The organism is Ruegeria sp. CF5, from assembly GCF_056537325.1.
This window is the reverse complement of record NZ_JBQFRI010000010.1, coordinates 42,165-55,933: the sequence shown is the minus strand read 5'-3', so window position 1 is coordinate 55,933 and position 13,769 is coordinate 42,165. Positions and strand designations below refer to the sequence as shown.

Below are 13,769 nucleotides of genomic sequence, written 5' to 3'. Positions count from 1 at the left end.
TAGCGACAGGACCGCACATGGACAATCCCGAAAGGGCGCGCATATTGCACCCCATGGAAAAGGCATCGGATATTCTGATTGTAGGCGGCGGCCTGAACGGCCCTGCCCTGGCGCTGGCACTGGCCCGGACGGGGCATTCCGTCACGGTGATCGATGCACTGGCCGAACAGGTGCGCAAGGATGCGGCCTTTGACGGGCGCGCCTATGCGCTGGCGTTGGCCTCGCAGAGGTTGCTGAAGGCCATAGGCGTCTGGGATGCGGTGGCCAGGAACGCGCAACCGATGCTCGAGATCAAGGTGACGGATGGCCATGCAGGGGCTGGCCCGTCTCCGTTTTTCATGCATTTCGATCATGCCGAAATCGAAGAAGGCCCGATGGGCTACATGGTCGAGGACCGCCACCTGCGCCGCGCGTTTCTGGAGGCGATGGCCAGTGAACCCGGTATCACGCAGCTCAGCGGCAGAACCGTAGTCGCGCAAGAGGTCGATGTTTCAGGTGTGGCCGTGACGCTGGATGACGGAACCGAACTGCGTGGGCAGGTTCTGGTGGGTTGCGATGGCCGCCGAAGCGGCACGGCGACGCGTGCCGGGATCAAGCGGTCCGGCTGGGAGTATGGGCAGACTGCTCTGGTTTGTGCCATTGCGCATGAATTGCCCCATCATGGCATCGCGCATCAGTTCTTTATGCCGCCCGGACCGCTGGCAATCCTGCCGCTGACCGGCAATCGCAGCTCCATCGTCTGGAGTGAACGCACCGAGATGGCGCAGCGTATCAACGCAATGCCCGAGGCAGATTACATGCAGGTTCTGCGGCCGCGTTTTGGCGATTTTCTGGGCGAAATCAATCTTGAAGGCGACCGGTTCACCTATCCGCTGAACCTGACCATCGCCAATTCCTTTGTAGCTGACAGGCTGGCTCTGGTCGGAGACGCCGCGCATGGTATGCACCCAATTGCGGGGCAAGGCCTGAACGCGGGTCTACGGGATGTGGGCGCGCTGGCCGAAGTGCTGACACTGGCGGGCCGACGTGGCGAGGATATCGGATCAACCCTCGTGCTTGAGCGGTATCAGGAATGGCGTCGGTTCGACACCGCCTCGCTGGCGATGGCGACAGATGTGTTCAACCGGCTGTTTTCCAACGACAACCCGATATTGCGACTTGGCCGGGATATCGGCATGGGTATCGTGGGATCCCTTCCCGGACTGCGGCGCGGCTTTGTGCGCGAGGCGGCGGGCCTGACCGGCGATCTGCCCAAACTGCTGCAAGGCCGCGAAATCTAGTCCAGTTCCCGCGCCTCATCTACCAGCATGACCGGAATACCGTTGCGGATCGGAAAGGCCAGACCGGCGGCTTTCGAGACCAGCTCCTGCTTTTCGGCGTCATAATGGAGGGTCGAATGGGTCTGCGGGCAAATCAGCGCCTCAAGCATATGGCGGTCGAAGGCGGGATTGGGTTCGGTCATTGCAGGGTTTCCTCGTTTGAGCCGCCGCGCAGGGAGAACTCGATCAGGGTGACCAGCGTCTCGCGCCGGGTTCTCAGGCAGGGTGCCTCAAGCAGTGCCTGTTTGTCTTCGGGGTCGAACTCCAGCAGCATGGACAGAGAGTTGACCAGCAATTCGTCATCCGCATCTTTCAGCGTGTCCCAGTCCGTCGAAAGCTGACGGGACGAGAAAAACCGCTCGAGCAGGTGCAAAAAGCGCATCCGGTCCAGGCTATCATCCGCCTCTGCCTTACCCAGATCCCGATCAAACCCGTCCCAGGACACTGAACAGCGCCGATATGGCGTGAAACTGTCCAGTTCCGAGCGGATGCGGAACCGTGAAATACCGGTCAGCGTGATCAGATATCGACCGTCTTCGGTTTCAGAAAACTGCGTGACACGTCCGGCACAACCGATCTGATGCAGCTTGTCATCACTGCTTTGACAGGGATTGGGCTGAACCATACCGATCAGACGCTCCTGTGTTTTCAGGGCGTCATCCAGCATCTGCAGATATCGCGGTTCGAATATATGCAGCGGCAGGCGTGAACGGGGCAGCAAAAGCGCCCCCGGCAAAGGAAACACGGACACCGTGTCCGGCAAATCAGCGGGATGCATCATATACCCGAGTGTAGCCCCGATCCGGAATTAGGCAAATATCATCGAGCTGAGCTTGCGCCGACCGTTCAGAACAATCGGGTCATTGGGCTTGAGCGCGTCAAAGATCGTGAACAGCTGTGTCTTGGCCGCACCATCGTTCCATTCGCGGTCGCGACGGAACAGTTCCAGCAGCTGTGCCACCGCATCCTCGATATTACCGTTGGCGTGCAGCGCCTGCGCCAGATCGAACCGGGCCTGATGGTTGTCAGGGTCGGCCTCAACCGTCGCCGAAAGCTCGGCCACCGGACCAGCATCAGCGGCCTGTTTGGCCAGTTCCAACTGCGCATGAGCCGCCTCAACTTCGGCTGACGTCGAAATTTCCGTCGGTGCACCGTTCAGAATCGCTTCGGCCTGATCCAGATCACCCAGCGCGATATGAGCCCGTACCAGACCGCCATAAGCGGCCGCATGGTTCGGGTCTTCGCCCAGAATGGCCGCAAAGGTCTGGGCCGCATCGACCGCAGCGCCCTCGGACAGCATTTCCTCGGCGGCCTGAACGGCATCGTCCAGCTGACCGCCCGGGCTTTCACCGCCTGCGGCCTCGATCACGCGATCCACGAACGCCTTGATTTCTGAACCGGGAAGCGCGCCCTGAAAACCGTCAACCGGCTGACCCTTGTAAAATGCATAGACGGTCGGAATCGACTGTACCCGCATTTGCGAGGCGATCATCTGTGCCTCGTCCACATTGATCTTGACCATCTTCACCGCGCCTTTGGCAGCAATCACGGCCTCTTCCAGCAATGGGCCCAGCGTCTTGCACGGGCCGCACCACGGTGCCCAGAAATCCACGATCACCGGAATATCCTGCGATGCCTCGACCACATCGGCCATGAAGGTGGCCTCGGATGAGTCCTTGATCAGGTCGGCGGCGTCGGGGCTGGCTGCACCGTTCAGAAGGTCCATGGCATATATTCTCCGGTTCGAACTAGCGCCCTATATGCAACTGCTTGATCAGGAAACCAAGAGCAGAGTTTGGGCTTGCGGTTTGATCAAAGGTCGAAGGTTGCGAAAACGGGGGCGTGGTCACTGGGCTTTTCCCAGCCACGTGCGTCCCGCATGATCCGGCTGGAATGGCCCGCGTTCGAGATGTCGGGCGTGGCCCAGACATGATCCAGCCGCCGTCCCTTGTCCGCCGCATCCCAATCGCGCGCGCGATAGGACCACCAGCTGTAAAGCTGCCCTTCAGGAATGTCCTGCCGCGTGATGTCGACCCAGCCGCCCGCATCCTGTGTCCCGCCCAAATGTTCAACCTCGATCGGAGTGTGCGACACGATCTTGAGCAACTGCTTGTGCGACCAGACGTCATCTTCGCGCGGTGCGATGTTCAGATCGCCAACCAGAATGGATTTTTCAGGCTTTTCAGCATGAAACCAGTCGCGCATGTCGGTGAGGTAGTCGAGTTTCTGGCCGAATTTCTCATTCACCTCGCGATCAGGCACATCCCCGCCTGCCGGGACATAGAAATTCTGGATGGTCACGCCGTTTTCCAACCGACCAGCAACGTGGCGGGCGTGGCCAAGGCCTGCGAAATCCTTATCGCCCACATCCTCGATGGGCAGTCGGGACAGGATGGCGACGCCATTGTAGCCCTTTTGCCCCCGCGCAATCATGTGGGTATATCCCAGCGCCGCAAATGCTTCGGTCGGGATTTTTTCGACCGGGGATTTGCACTCCTGCAGACACAGGACATCCGGCGCCTCTTCCTGCAACAGTTTCAATACGATGGGCTCACGCAAACGGACCGAATTGATGTTCCAGGTGGCAAGGGTAAAGGGCATGGCGGATTTCCTTTGTCGCGGTTGGCGCAACCTAGCGCGGGCAGAGACAACGTGCCACGAGAAAAAGACGACCCAGACAGTTTGGCTTGATCCGCATTCGGTAAGGCGATTTTCCAGATTGAGCGGGTCGAAAGGGAACCGAACGATCTGGGGGGCACATTTGGCCACCCCCGTTTTTTTACAGAGATCGCCAATCTCTTGTGACTTCCTGCCAACGGGCTTGTCCGCTGAGTTCCCGACCCCAAGTGTGCCGGGAACAGAAAGAGGTCACCCCATGAATGATGACAAACCTCTGCCAGCGGCTTACTACGATCAGGAAAACATCTGGACCCCGGCTCCGACGGTCGTTGACAATCTGGTATGCGATATCTTCGCCTCGGGCGTGGCCGACCTTTTACAGGTGTTGGACGACAGCAAGCCCAAGTTGTCTCGGGACGTTTATGCCCGGCTGTTTGCATCGCTTCGGGACATGTCCCGTTTGCTGGGAGAGTACGAAGATCGCTGGAATAGCACCTGACAGACGTCGACAGCGCGGTCTGGCAAAAAAAGGCCGGGCCAATGGCCCGGCAGTCCAACAGGGAGGTGCATGTCATTGCCCGGACATGCACGGGTTGGGAGTAACCTAAATATACCTACAGAGTATCACTTTGATCCAAGTCAATCCACATCCAGTTACGACACCAGCCTATATCCACCCGATTCTGTGACCAAAAGGCGCGCATTCGAGGGGTCGGGCTCGATTTTCTGCCGCAAACGGTAGATGTGGGTTTCCAGCGTGTGGGTCGTGACACCGGCGTTGTAGCCCCACACCTCATGCAGCAGCACATCGCGGGCGACCACACCATCGGTAGATCGGTACAGGAACTTGAGGATGTTGGTTTCCTTCTCGGTCAGGCGAATCTTGCGGTCATCCTCGGTGATCAGCATCTTCATCGCCGGCTTGAACGTGTACGGACCAAGCGCAAAGACCGCATCTTCGGATTGTTCGTGCTGACGCAGCTGGGCGCGAATACGGGCCAGCAGGACCGGAAACTTGAAGGGTTTGCTGACATAATCATTTGCGCCCGCATCCAGACCCAGAATCGTATCAGCGTCAGTGTCGTGGCCGGTCAGCATCAGGATCGGGCTTTTTACCCCCTGTTTGCGCATCAGTCGGCACAGTTCGCGCCCGTCGGTATCGGGCAGGCCCACATCCAAGATGACCAGGTCATAAATCGCCTCGCGAGCACGCTCCATCGCGCTTTGACCATCCGACGCTTCGAACACGTCGAAATCCTCGGTCATCACAAGTTGCTCGCTTAGCGCTTCGCGCAGATCCTCGTCGTCGTCCACCAACAGGATTTTCTTGAGTTGAGCCATGTCCCGGTCCTCCAAAGCTTTTTCCTCACTTGAGCGCGCTACACGCATTCGGCAAGTTTTACTGCAATGCTCTCACGCCCTCGTGTCCGATGCGGAGGAAATGTTTCACATTTGCATCGCAAAGGATTAGGAAAGTCGCCAAACGTTACAGGATAACATACATGAGTCTTTTCCCGGATATCACCGAACTGCTGGCCCGCGCACGGGCTGATCTGCGCATGGGCGTACCGGTCGTGCTGTCCGATGACAGCGGTTCCGGGGTTTTGGCGCTGTCCGCCGAAACCCTGAGCGCGCAGCGACTCGCTGATCTGCGCGCGCTTGGTGATGAGCTGGTGGTGGCAATCACCGGGCGCCGGGCGGAAACGTTGAAAGCCCGCGCCTATGACGGCGATCTGGCCCGGGTGATGGTTCCGGCGGATGCGGACATGGCGTGGGTACAGGCAGTCGCCGACCCGTCAGACGATCTGAACGCGCCCATGAAGGGCCCGTTGATGACCGAGCGCAATGGCAGTGCCAGCCTGCACCGCATGGCTATCCGGGTGGCCAAATCGGCCCGTTTGCTGCCAGCCGCGCTGGTACTGGCCTTGGAAAACGCTCCGACATTCGCGGCTCAACACGGGCTGACATGCATCAGCCATGCTCAGGCCGCGCCACATCTGGCCGACCGCAGCCCCCTGCACCCGGTTGTCGCCGCGCGCCTGCCGATGGAGGTGTCGGAAGCCGGGCGGCTGCATGTGTTCCGACCCGAAGATGGCGGGGAAGAACACTATGCCGTCGAAATCGGTCGTCCGGATCGCGGCAAGCCGGTTCTGGCGCGTCTGCACTCGGCCTGTTTTACGGGCGACCTGATGGGCAGCCTGAAATGCGATTGCGGGCCGCAATTGCGGGGCGCATTGGCCCAGATGGGGACAGAGGGTGCTGGAGTGCTGTTGTACCTCAATCAGGAAGGACGCGGGATCGGGCTGGCCAACAAGATGCGGGCCTATTTCCTGCAGGATCAGGGATTTGACACGGTTGAAGCCAACCATCGCCTGGGCTTTGAAGATGACGAAAGGGATTTCAGGCTGGGGTCGGACATTCTGAAATCGCTCGGTTTCAAGTCGGTGCGGTTGCTGACGAACAACCCCGCCAAGATCGCGATGATGGAACGTACCGGCATCGCCGTAACCGAACGTGTACCCCTTAAGGTCGGAGAAACTGCACATAATCAAGGGTATCTGGCGACCAAAGCCGCCAAGTCGGGCCATTTGTTGTGACGCCAGAGGATCTGGTTCTGACACCCCTCGGAGTGCGGTTTCGGGGCCGGGTTTTCCCCTGCTCAATCGGCAAAGGCGGATTGAGCAACGACAAGCGCGAGGGGGATGGGGCGACGCCAACCGGTACGCACCGAATCGTGGGGATGCTGTATCGCCCTGATCGGATCGCCCCGCCGACATCCTGGGCTTGCCCTGTCGGCCCCTCAGATCTGTGGTCGGACGACATGGCGGATGATGGCTATAACCATCTGGTTCGTGCGCCCTATGCCTGTAGCCACGAAAAGTTACGTCGGGCGGATCCTCTATATGATCTGGTGCTGATTACCGACTGGAACTGGCCAAACGCCGTGCGCGGACGGGGGTCGGCAATTTTTGTGCATCAGTGGCGGCGGCCCGGCTATCCGACCGAAGGGTGCGTAGCGTTTCGCCGCGATCATCTGCACTGGATTGCCGCGCGGATCGGTCAGGGGACGAGATTGATCATTCCTGCGGCCTGACCCGGTCGCCAAAGATGGCTGATCCGACGCGCACATGGGTTGCACCAAGCGCAATGGCCGATTCAAAATCACCGCTCATTCCCATGGACAGGCCGTCCAAACCGTTGCGCGCGGCGATTTTTCCCAGCAGAGCGAAATGAAGTGATGGCTCTTCTTCCACCGGAGGAATGCACATCAGGCCGCGAATTGGCAAATCCATCCCGCGACATTCTGCGATGAAGGCGTCTGCATCTGCGGGCGTGACACCGGCCTTCTGCTCTTCTTCACCGGTATTGACCTGAATGAAAAGTTCCGGACAGTTGCCGATCTCTTGCGCTAGACGCGCAAGGGTTTTTGCCAGTTTCGGGCGATCCAGTGAGTGAATGGCATTGCACAGTTCCATCGCCTGCCGCGCCTTGTTGGTCTGCAAGGGACCGATGAGGTGCAAATCGATGCCATCAAAGCGCTCCATGAAGGCTGGCCATTTTCCAGCCGCCTCCTGCACGCGGTTTTCGCCGAAACAACGGTGCCCCTGTTCCAGAACCGCCTCGACCCGTTCATTGGGCTGAACTTTGGACACCGCAATCAGTTTAACCGATCCGGTGGGGCGGTTTGCCGATTTTTCAGCGGCGGCTATGCGGGCGGTGATGTCTTGCAGCGGCATCTGGTTCCTCGGCTTGCGTTGTCAGCGCAGGAAAACACCAACCGGACGAAAAAGAAAAGGGCAGGTCCGAAGACCTGCCCCAATTTGATACCGTCAAGCGGTGTACAGCTTAGAAGCTGAAGTACACACCAGCCTGGAAGGTGTCGTTGTCGTTCGACGCGCGGCGGTAGCCGGTTTCGAACGATGCGCCGCCACCCAGGTCGTACGAGTAGTGGATACCGTACGAGGTGCCTTCGGTGCCGATGCCGGTTGCGTCGGTGTTGTCGGTACGACCAGCTGCAACGTCGGTTGCCGAAACTGCGTCTTCGTCGGTGACGAACAGCAGCAGGTTCGAAGCTGCGCCGATGTCAACGTTGCCGTACAGGCCCCATTTGCCGATGCCGTCGTTGTCGGCATAAGCAACGCGTGCACCCCAGCTGCCCGAGTCATAAGCAACTGCCAGTACGCCTTTGTCTTCCCAAAGGTTGCCGCTGTCCTGGTAAGCACCCGAGAAGGTGAAGCCTTCCCAGGAGTAGGTCAGCATGATGGCTGCGCGGTCTTCGCCAGGGATGACGGTGCCACCGGGGGTCAGGATGTCGTTGTCGGTCGAGTACGAAATGTGACCAACAAAGCCGCCTGCCGAGTACAGTGCTTCAACGCCGTTGGCGCCAACGCCTGCCGACGAGTATGCGTCCCAGTTGAACGATTCGTCGCTGACGTTAGCAACAACCGATACGAAGCCAGCGCCGTCGATGCCGATACCGGCGGTGCGGGTTTCGAGGTACAGACCGGGCATGTTTTCAACAGCACCGATGATGTTGCCGACGTTCAGGCGGAAGCCTTCGTATACAACGCCAAAGCGTGCACCGTTGAAGGTTGCGCCACCCGGACGGTTGTCACGGCTTTCAGCCTGTGCACGGAAACGAGCGTCAAACGCAACACCCGAGTCGGTTTCTGCCGACATGTCGAACTGCAGACGCAGACGGCTGGTGATGTTGGTCTCGCTGACGCCGTTGAAGTTCGGATCAGTAACGTCGCTGGAGTTGCCGTCGTTGTAATCCAGACCGAAGCGGCCGTAACCGCTGAGGCGAACGTCTGCGGCTGCGACGCTTGCGGTCGCGATCAGCGCAGTCGTTGCGAAGAGAACTTTTTTCATTTTGCTTCCCTCGGTTTCTATTCACATGCCCAAACCGGATCATCCGGCGTGGGTATGGACAGGGGTTTCGCTTTTTCACCCCTGATTTGGCAAGCGTCAGACGCAGCTGTGGCGCAAAGTCGTGCAGGATGGTGCAGCTTTGCCACACTGGCAAGTCACCGCCGATCAATGATCCCGGTCTTTTGAAACATCCTTTGCAGGATACGGACTTGCCCATATCAGCACGCTTTTGTAGGACTTCTGCACGCACAGCACGGCGGGAGCCACGAATGAACATTCAAAAGACCCTAATCGTCACATTGTTCCTGACCATGGGACTTGGCCTTACCGCCTGCGGCAATCGCGGCGCTGGAATCAGTGTTGCGGACGCTCCGCCAACTAATGACGGTATTGTCTCAAACAACCGCGAATCTGCCGCGCAAGACTATGAGAAGTCATCGATTTGGGATGTATTCGGCCCGGACAGGTCCGAACAGACCGGCAATGTGAACCGTTACCTTTGGGCGGCCTCGCTGGATGTTCTCAGCTTTTTGCCCGTACAGGAGGTCGATCCGTTTACCGGTGTGATCGTAACAGGTTACGGCAGACCGCCGGGTGGCGGACGGTCTTACCGAGCCACCGTTCATATAAGGGACCCCGCCCTAGAAGCGCGGTCACTGAACGTTTCGTTGCAAACCAGCGGTGGTGCGCCCGTAAGTGCAGCAACTGCCCGCGCGGTCGAGGATGCGATTCTGTCCCGCGCACGCCAGCTGCGCGTTCAGGACGACAAACTCTAGCAACCCGCGCCAATTCGAATTATCACCACGCCGGGCCACTGCCCGGCGTTTTCATTCACGAAGGACCGTAAGATGTCTCGCTATTCCGCCAACGAAATCGAAGCAAAATGGCAGGAGGCCTGGGACAAGGCCGGAATCTTCACCGCCACCCGGCAAGCGGACAAGCCGAAATACTATGTGCTCGAGATGTTCCCCTATCCTTCCGGGCGCATCCATATGGGGCATGTGCGCAACTATACGATGGGTGACGTGATCGCACGGTACAAGCTGGCCACGGGCCACAACGTGCTGCACCCGATGGGATGGGATGCGTTCGGGATGCCCGCGGAAAACGCGGCAATGGCGATCGGTGGCCATCCAAAAGAGTGGACATACGGCAATATCGCCGACATGCGCGGGCAGATGAAGCCACTGGGCCTGTCGATCGACTGGTCCCGCGAATTCGCCACCTGTGATCCGGAATATTACGGCCAACAGCAGGCCTTGTTCCTGGATATGCTCGATGCCGGGCTGGTTTACCGCAAAAACGCCGTCGTGAACTGGGACCCGGTCGACATGACCGTTCTGGCCAACGAACAGGTCGAAAACGGCCGCGGCTGGCGGTCAGGCGCGCTGGTGGAGCGTCGGGAACTGACGCAGTGGTTCTTTAACATTTCCTCGATGTCGGAAGAGTTGCTTTCGGCACTGGACACGCTTGAGAACTGGCCCGCCAAGGTGCGTCTGATGCAGGAGAACTGGATCGGCAAGTCACGTGGTCTGCAATTCTCGTTCCAACGCGCAGATGGCGGTGAGCCGATCACTGTTTATACGACACGCCCCGATACGTTGTTGGGTGCGTCATTTGTAGGTATCTCGCCAGATCATCCGATTGCCAAGCAGCTTGAAGCCGAAAACCCCGAAGTTGCCAGCTTCGTTGCGGAATGCCGCAAGGGTGGCACCACTGAAGAAGCAATCGAGACCGCCGAAAAGCTGGGCTATGACACTGGTATCAGGGTCAAACACCCGCTGGACCCCAGTTGGGAGCTGCCGGTCTGGATCGCGAACTTCATCCTGATGGATTACGGAACAGGCGCGATCTTCGCCTGCCCGGCACATGACCAGCGCGACTTGGATTTCTGCCGCAAGTATGGCCTGCCGGTAGTCGACACCTTCTTTGCATTGGATGACGAAACACCAGTGGACAAGATCGCCTTTGTACCGCCCAAGGAACAAAAGGTGCGCTGGGTGAACCATTTTGCCGGCCTTACCGAAGCCACGGGTGACGAAGCCATCAACGCAACTGTGGAATTCGCCGAAAAGGCGGGCTGGGGTGAAGGCGTCACCAAATATCGCCTGCGCGACTGGGGCTTGTCCCGCCAGCGCTATTGGGGCTGCCCGATTCCCGTGGTGCATTGCGAAAGCTGCGGTGTGGTGCCGGAGAAAAAGGAAAATCTGCCGGTTCGCCTGCCTGATGACGTCACATTCGACAAACCGGGCAATCCGCTGGACCGTCATCCGACATGGCGCGATTGTGCCTGCCCCTCCTGCGGTGCACCGGCCAGACGCGAGACCGATACGATGGACACGTTCGTCGATTCGTCGTGGTATTTCGCCCGCTTCACCGCTCCGCATGCCGCAACACCGACCGATCCGGCCGAAGCTGAATACTGGATGAATGTCGACCAGTATATCGGCGGAATCGAGCATGCGATTCTGCATCTGCTTTATTCCCGCTTCTTCGCACGGGCGATGAACATCACTGGCCATCTGCCGAAAAAGGCCATCGAACCCTTCGATGCGCTGTTCACGCAAGGCATGGTGACCCACGAGATTTATCAGACGCGCGATGAAAAGGGGCGTCCGGTCTATCACCTGCCCGAAGACGTCGAAGATGGTAAACTCAAGGCCACCGGCGAAGCGGTCGAGATCATCCCGTCGGCCAAAATGTCAAAGTCCAAGAAGAACGTGGTCGATCCCGTCTCGATCATCTCGGCCTTTGGTGCCGATACGGCGCGTTGGTTCGTGCTGTCCGATTCGCCCCCCGAACGGGATGTGGAATGGACGGCCGCCGGAGCCGAAGCGGCATACAAACACCTGAACCGGGTTTGGAACCTCTGCGACAAGATTGGCGCAATGGAGACCGATGCGAAAGGCGAAGGGGATGAGGATCTGCTGCGCGAGATGCACAAGACCATCCGCGATGTGACACTTGGGGTCGACAGCTTTGGCTTCAACGCAGCCATCGCCAAGCTTTATGCATTTACGAACACGCTGGCAAAATCGAAAGCGGGTGCAGCGTCGCAAAAACAGGCGATTAAGACTCTGGCTCAGCTGATGTCACCGATGACACCCCATCTGGCCGAGGATATCTGGGCACATCAGGGTGGCGAAGGACTTGTGGCCGTTGCCCCCTGGCCCGTGGCGGATGAGGCCATGCTGGTCGATGACACCGTAACTCTGCCAATCCAGATCAACGGCAAGCGCCGCGCGGAAATCAGCGTTGCGAAAGATCTGGCAAAGGCAGAGGTTGAAAAAATCGCGCTCAGCACCGAAGCTGTGCAGCGTGCGCTGGATGGAGCCGCACCGAAGAAAGTGATCGTAGTACCGGGCCGGATCGTGAATGTCGTCGTTTGATCGCAGAACCTTGCTGATGCTCCCGCTGGCGCTGGCCGCCTGCGGTTTTCAGCCGGTCTATGCGCCGGGTGGCGCAGGATCGGCCCTGTATGGCAACGTCGCGGTGTCCGCACCAAAAGATGTGGAAAGCTATCTTCTGGTCCAGAATCTGGAACAGCGATTGGGACGCAGCGCAGGTTCCGGCGGTGATTACGATCTGAATGTGCGGGTTGCGACCGTAACCCGGGCCGCCGCGATCACCACGTCGAACGAAACAAACCGGTACTCAATCACCGGAAACGCAAACTTCACTTTGAAGAATGCAGCGTCAGGTGACGTCGTGGCTAAGGGGTTGGTGACGGATTTCGTTGGCTATTCCGCATCTGGATCGACCGTGGACACATTGGCGGACGAGCGTGATGCGCGCGGACGTCTGATGGAGATTCTGGCCGATCACATCATAACGCGTCTTTATTCCACGGTGGGCCAGCCCGAATGAAGCTGAGCCCACGCGACGCCGAAGGCTATTTCGCAAAGCCGGACGCGGACAAGGCCGGGCTATTGATTTATGGCGCGGACGCCATGCGTGTTGCGTTGAAACGGCAGCAGGTCATTCCGGCCCTTCTTGGTGCCAATGCCGAAGAGGAAATGCGGCTGACCCGCATGCCCGGTGCTGACCTGCGCGGTGATCCGGCCCGGTTGCTGGACGCAATCAAGGCTGTTGGGTTTTTTCCCGGACCGCGAGCGGCCTTTGTCGAAGATGCCGGTGAAGCCGCGGCTCAGGCGATCCTGAACGCGCTGGAGGAATGGGCGCCGGGAGATGCGCAGATCATTGTTACAGCCGGGCAACTGAAACCGACGTCCAAGATTCGCAAGGCGTTTGAGGCACATCCAAACGCTTATGCCGTCGGGATTTACGACGACCCGCCCTCGCGCGCCGAGATCGAGCGGACATTGTCAGCGGCCGGATTGCAGAGCATCCCGCGCGATGCGATGTCGGCATTGACTGATCTGGCCGGGGAATTGAGCCCCGGTGATTTTGCGCAAACGGTTGAAAAGCTGGCGCTGTACAAGCGCGGCGATACATCCGAGTTGACGATCGACGATATCGACGCCTGCGCGCCACGCTCGAACGAGGCCGCGCTGGACGACGTTCTGAATGTCGTGGCCGAAGGTCAGGCCGGGGAAATCGGCCCACTGATCCGACGGCTGCAGGCACAGGGCACAAACGCCGTCAGCCTGTGCATTGGCGCGACCCGCCATTTTCGCACGCTTTACGCCTGTGCCTCGGATCCGGGCGGAGCGGCGCAGGGGATCGGCAAGCTGCGTCCCCCTGTCTATGGCAAGCGGCGCGATCGCATCCTGCGGCAGGCGCAGGGCTGGGGCGCGCACAAGCTGGAAACCGCACTGACCGTTCTGACCGATACCGACCTGTCGCTGAGGTCCGCGGGGCAGACCGCGCCCGCCATGGCACTGGTCGAACGTGCAATGATTCGTCTGGCCATGCTGGCACGGTCACGGTGAAGTGATCTGACGACGCGTTTTGCTTGACCCGTTCGCGCGGGGCTTCACATTGGCAGCGTATCGGAGA

Annotated in this window: 15 protein-coding genes; 8 read left to right on the top strand and 7 right to left on the bottom strand. The window is 59.3% G+C overall.

The genetic code is table 11. The features are described from left to right. Window positions 1–53: 53 nt before the first annotated feature. Window positions 54–1,280, top strand: coding sequence for an FAD-dependent monooxygenase (locus ACR0NW_RS19870; protein ID WP_480452457.1), 1,227 nt, complete (start codon window positions 54–56; stop codon window positions 1,278–1,280). Here the strand turns inward: ACR0NW_RS19870 and ACR0NW_RS19865 are convergent. The 4 genes from ACR0NW_RS19865 to ACR0NW_RS19850 form a co-directional block, all read right to left on the bottom strand. Continuing rightward, window positions 1,277–1,462 carry a Trm112 family protein gene (locus tag ACR0NW_RS19865; protein WP_170656004.1) on the bottom strand — a complete coding sequence of 62 codons (186 nt, stop codon included), beginning with the start codon at window positions 1,460–1,462 and terminating at the stop codon, window positions 1,277–1,279. The two genes, ACR0NW_RS19870 and ACR0NW_RS19865, sit on opposite strands and share 4 nt — an antisense overlap. Beyond that, window positions 1,459–2,100: an LON peptidase substrate-binding domain-containing protein gene (locus ACR0NW_RS19860; RefSeq protein ID WP_170656006.1), complete on the bottom strand. Its 642-nt coding sequence runs from the start codon at window positions 2,098–2,100 to the stop codon at window positions 1,459–1,461. The genes ACR0NW_RS19865 and ACR0NW_RS19860 overlap by 4 nt, the downstream gene beginning before the upstream one ends. Window positions 2,101–2,127: 27 nt before the next feature. Continuing rightward, a complete protein-coding gene (gene trxA / locus ACR0NW_RS19855) occupies window positions 2,128–3,045 on the bottom strand; it encodes a thioredoxin (protein ID WP_480452329.1) in 918 nt (305 codons plus the stop codon). Window positions 3,046–3,131: 86 nt separating this feature from the next. Continuing rightward, complete coding sequence (locus ACR0NW_RS19850) at window positions 3,132–3,920, bottom strand: exodeoxyribonuclease III (RefSeq protein ID WP_480452327.1); 789 nt, start codon at window positions 3,918–3,920, stop codon at window positions 3,132–3,134. Window positions 3,921–4,194: 274 nt separating this feature from the next. On the opposite strand from ACR0NW_RS19850, the gene ACR0NW_RS19845 reads away from it, so the two are divergent. Continuing rightward, entirely contained in the window at window positions 4,195–4,437 is a 243-nt protein-coding gene (locus tag ACR0NW_RS19845; protein ID WP_480452325.1) for a hypothetical protein, read from the top strand. A gap of 155 nt (window positions 4,438–4,592) precedes the next feature. Here ACR0NW_RS19845 and ACR0NW_RS19840 read toward each other — a convergent pair whose 3' ends face one another. Then, window positions 4,593–5,279 (bottom strand): response regulator transcription factor, encoded by a 687-nt coding sequence (locus ACR0NW_RS19840; protein ID WP_170656011.1) that lies wholly within the window; start codon window positions 5,277–5,279, stop codon window positions 4,593–4,595. A 161-nt stretch (window positions 5,280–5,440) separates the two neighbouring features. Between ACR0NW_RS19840 and ribA the strand changes: the two genes are divergently transcribed. Together ribA and ACR0NW_RS19830 are read left to right on the top strand one after the other, a co-directional pair. Further along, a complete protein-coding gene (gene ribA, locus ACR0NW_RS19835) occupies window positions 5,441–6,535 on the top strand; it encodes a GTP cyclohydrolase II (RefSeq protein ID WP_480452323.1) in 1,095 nt (364 codons plus the stop codon). After that, window positions 6,532–7,032 (top strand): L,D-transpeptidase family protein, encoded by a 501-nt coding sequence (locus ACR0NW_RS19830; RefSeq protein WP_480452322.1) that lies wholly within the window; start codon window positions 6,532–6,534, stop codon window positions 7,030–7,032. Before ribA ends, ACR0NW_RS19830 begins: the two co-directional genes overlap by 4 nt. Here ACR0NW_RS19830 and ACR0NW_RS19825 read toward each other — a convergent pair. Then, entirely contained in the window at window positions 7,016–7,675 is a 660-nt protein-coding gene (locus ACR0NW_RS19825; protein ID WP_480452320.1) for a YggS family pyridoxal phosphate-dependent enzyme, read from the bottom strand. The genes ACR0NW_RS19830 and ACR0NW_RS19825 overlap by 17 nt on opposite strands. A gap of 109 nt (window positions 7,676–7,784) precedes the next feature. Further along, the gene (locus ACR0NW_RS19820) at window positions 7,785–8,810 is read right to left on the bottom strand and encodes a porin (RefSeq protein WP_170656017.1); all 1,026 of its coding nucleotides are present in this window, start codon (window positions 8,808–8,810) and stop codon (window positions 7,785–7,787) included. 269 nt (window positions 8,811–9,079) lie between these two features. Here ACR0NW_RS19820 and ACR0NW_RS19815 point away from each other — a divergent pair, with 269 nt between their 5' ends. The 4 genes from ACR0NW_RS19815 (at window position 9,080) to holA (ending at window position 13,702) form a co-directional block, all read left to right on the top strand. Next, window positions 9,080–9,586, top strand: a complete 507-nt coding sequence (locus ACR0NW_RS19815; protein ID WP_170656019.1) for a DUF3576 domain-containing protein — start codon at window positions 9,080–9,082, stop codon at window positions 9,584–9,586. A gap of 72 nt (window positions 9,587–9,658) precedes the next feature. Then, window positions 9,659–12,199, top strand: a complete 2,541-nt coding sequence (gene leuS, locus ACR0NW_RS19810) for a leucine--tRNA ligase (protein ID WP_480452318.1) — start codon at window positions 9,659–9,661, stop codon at window positions 12,197–12,199. Then, a complete protein-coding gene (gene lptE, locus ACR0NW_RS19805) occupies window positions 12,186–12,677 on the top strand; it encodes an LPS assembly lipoprotein LptE (RefSeq protein WP_170656023.1) in 492 nt (163 codons plus the stop codon). The genes leuS and lptE overlap by 14 nt, the downstream gene beginning before the upstream one ends. Continuing rightward, window positions 12,674–13,702 carry a DNA polymerase III subunit delta gene (holA, locus tag ACR0NW_RS19800; protein WP_480452317.1) on the top strand — a complete coding sequence of 343 codons (1,029 nt, stop codon included), beginning with the start codon at window positions 12,674–12,676 and terminating at the stop codon, window positions 13,700–13,702. Before lptE ends, holA begins: the two co-directional genes overlap by 4 nt. Window positions 13,703–13,769: the final 67 nt, after the last annotated feature.

Excerpts from the sequence above, each read along its gene's own strand:
- ACR0NW_RS19870 (WP_480452457.1), top strand. The coding sequence starts at position 54 with ATGGAAAAGGCATCGGATATTCTGATTGTAGGCGGCGGCCTGAACGGC.
- ACR0NW_RS19865 (WP_170656004.1), bottom strand. The coding sequence starts at position 1,462 with ATGACCGAACCCAATCCCGCCTTCGACCGCCATATGCTTGAGGCGCTG.
- ACR0NW_RS19860 (WP_170656006.1), bottom strand. The coding sequence starts at position 2,100 with ATGATGCATCCCGCTGATTTGCCGGACACGGTGTCCGTGTTTCCTTTG.
- trxA (WP_480452329.1), bottom strand. The coding sequence starts at position 3,045 with ATGGACCTTCTGAACGGTGCAGCCAGCCCCGACGCCGCCGACCTGATC.
- ACR0NW_RS19850 (WP_480452327.1), bottom strand. The coding sequence starts at position 3,920 with ATGCCCTTTACCCTTGCCACCTGGAACATCAATTCGGTCCGTTTGCGT.
- ACR0NW_RS19845 (WP_480452325.1), top strand. The coding sequence starts at position 4,195 with ATGAATGATGACAAACCTCTGCCAGCGGCTTACTACGATCAGGAAAAC.
- ACR0NW_RS19840 (WP_170656011.1), bottom strand. The coding sequence starts at position 5,279 with ATGGCTCAACTCAAGAAAATCCTGTTGGTGGACGACGACGAGGATCTG.
- ribA (WP_480452323.1), top strand. The coding sequence starts at position 5,441 with ATGAGTCTTTTCCCGGATATCACCGAACTGCTGGCCCGCGCACGGGCT.
- ACR0NW_RS19825 (WP_480452320.1), bottom strand. The coding sequence starts at position 7,675 with ATGCCGCTGCAAGACATCACCGCCCGCATAGCCGCCGCTGAAAAATCG.
- ACR0NW_RS19820 (WP_170656017.1), bottom strand. The coding sequence starts at position 8,810 with ATGAAAAAAGTTCTCTTCGCAACGACTGCGCTGATCGCGACCGCAAGC.
- ACR0NW_RS19815 (WP_170656019.1), top strand. The coding sequence starts at position 9,080 with ATGAACATTCAAAAGACCCTAATCGTCACATTGTTCCTGACCATGGGA.
- leuS (WP_480452318.1), top strand. The coding sequence starts at position 9,659 with ATGTCTCGCTATTCCGCCAACGAAATCGAAGCAAAATGGCAGGAGGCC.
- lptE (WP_170656023.1), top strand. The coding sequence starts at position 12,186 with ATGTCGTCGTTTGATCGCAGAACCTTGCTGATGCTCCCGCTGGCGCTG.
- holA (WP_480452317.1), top strand. The coding sequence starts at position 12,674 with ATGAAGCTGAGCCCACGCGACGCCGAAGGCTATTTCGCAAAGCCGGAC.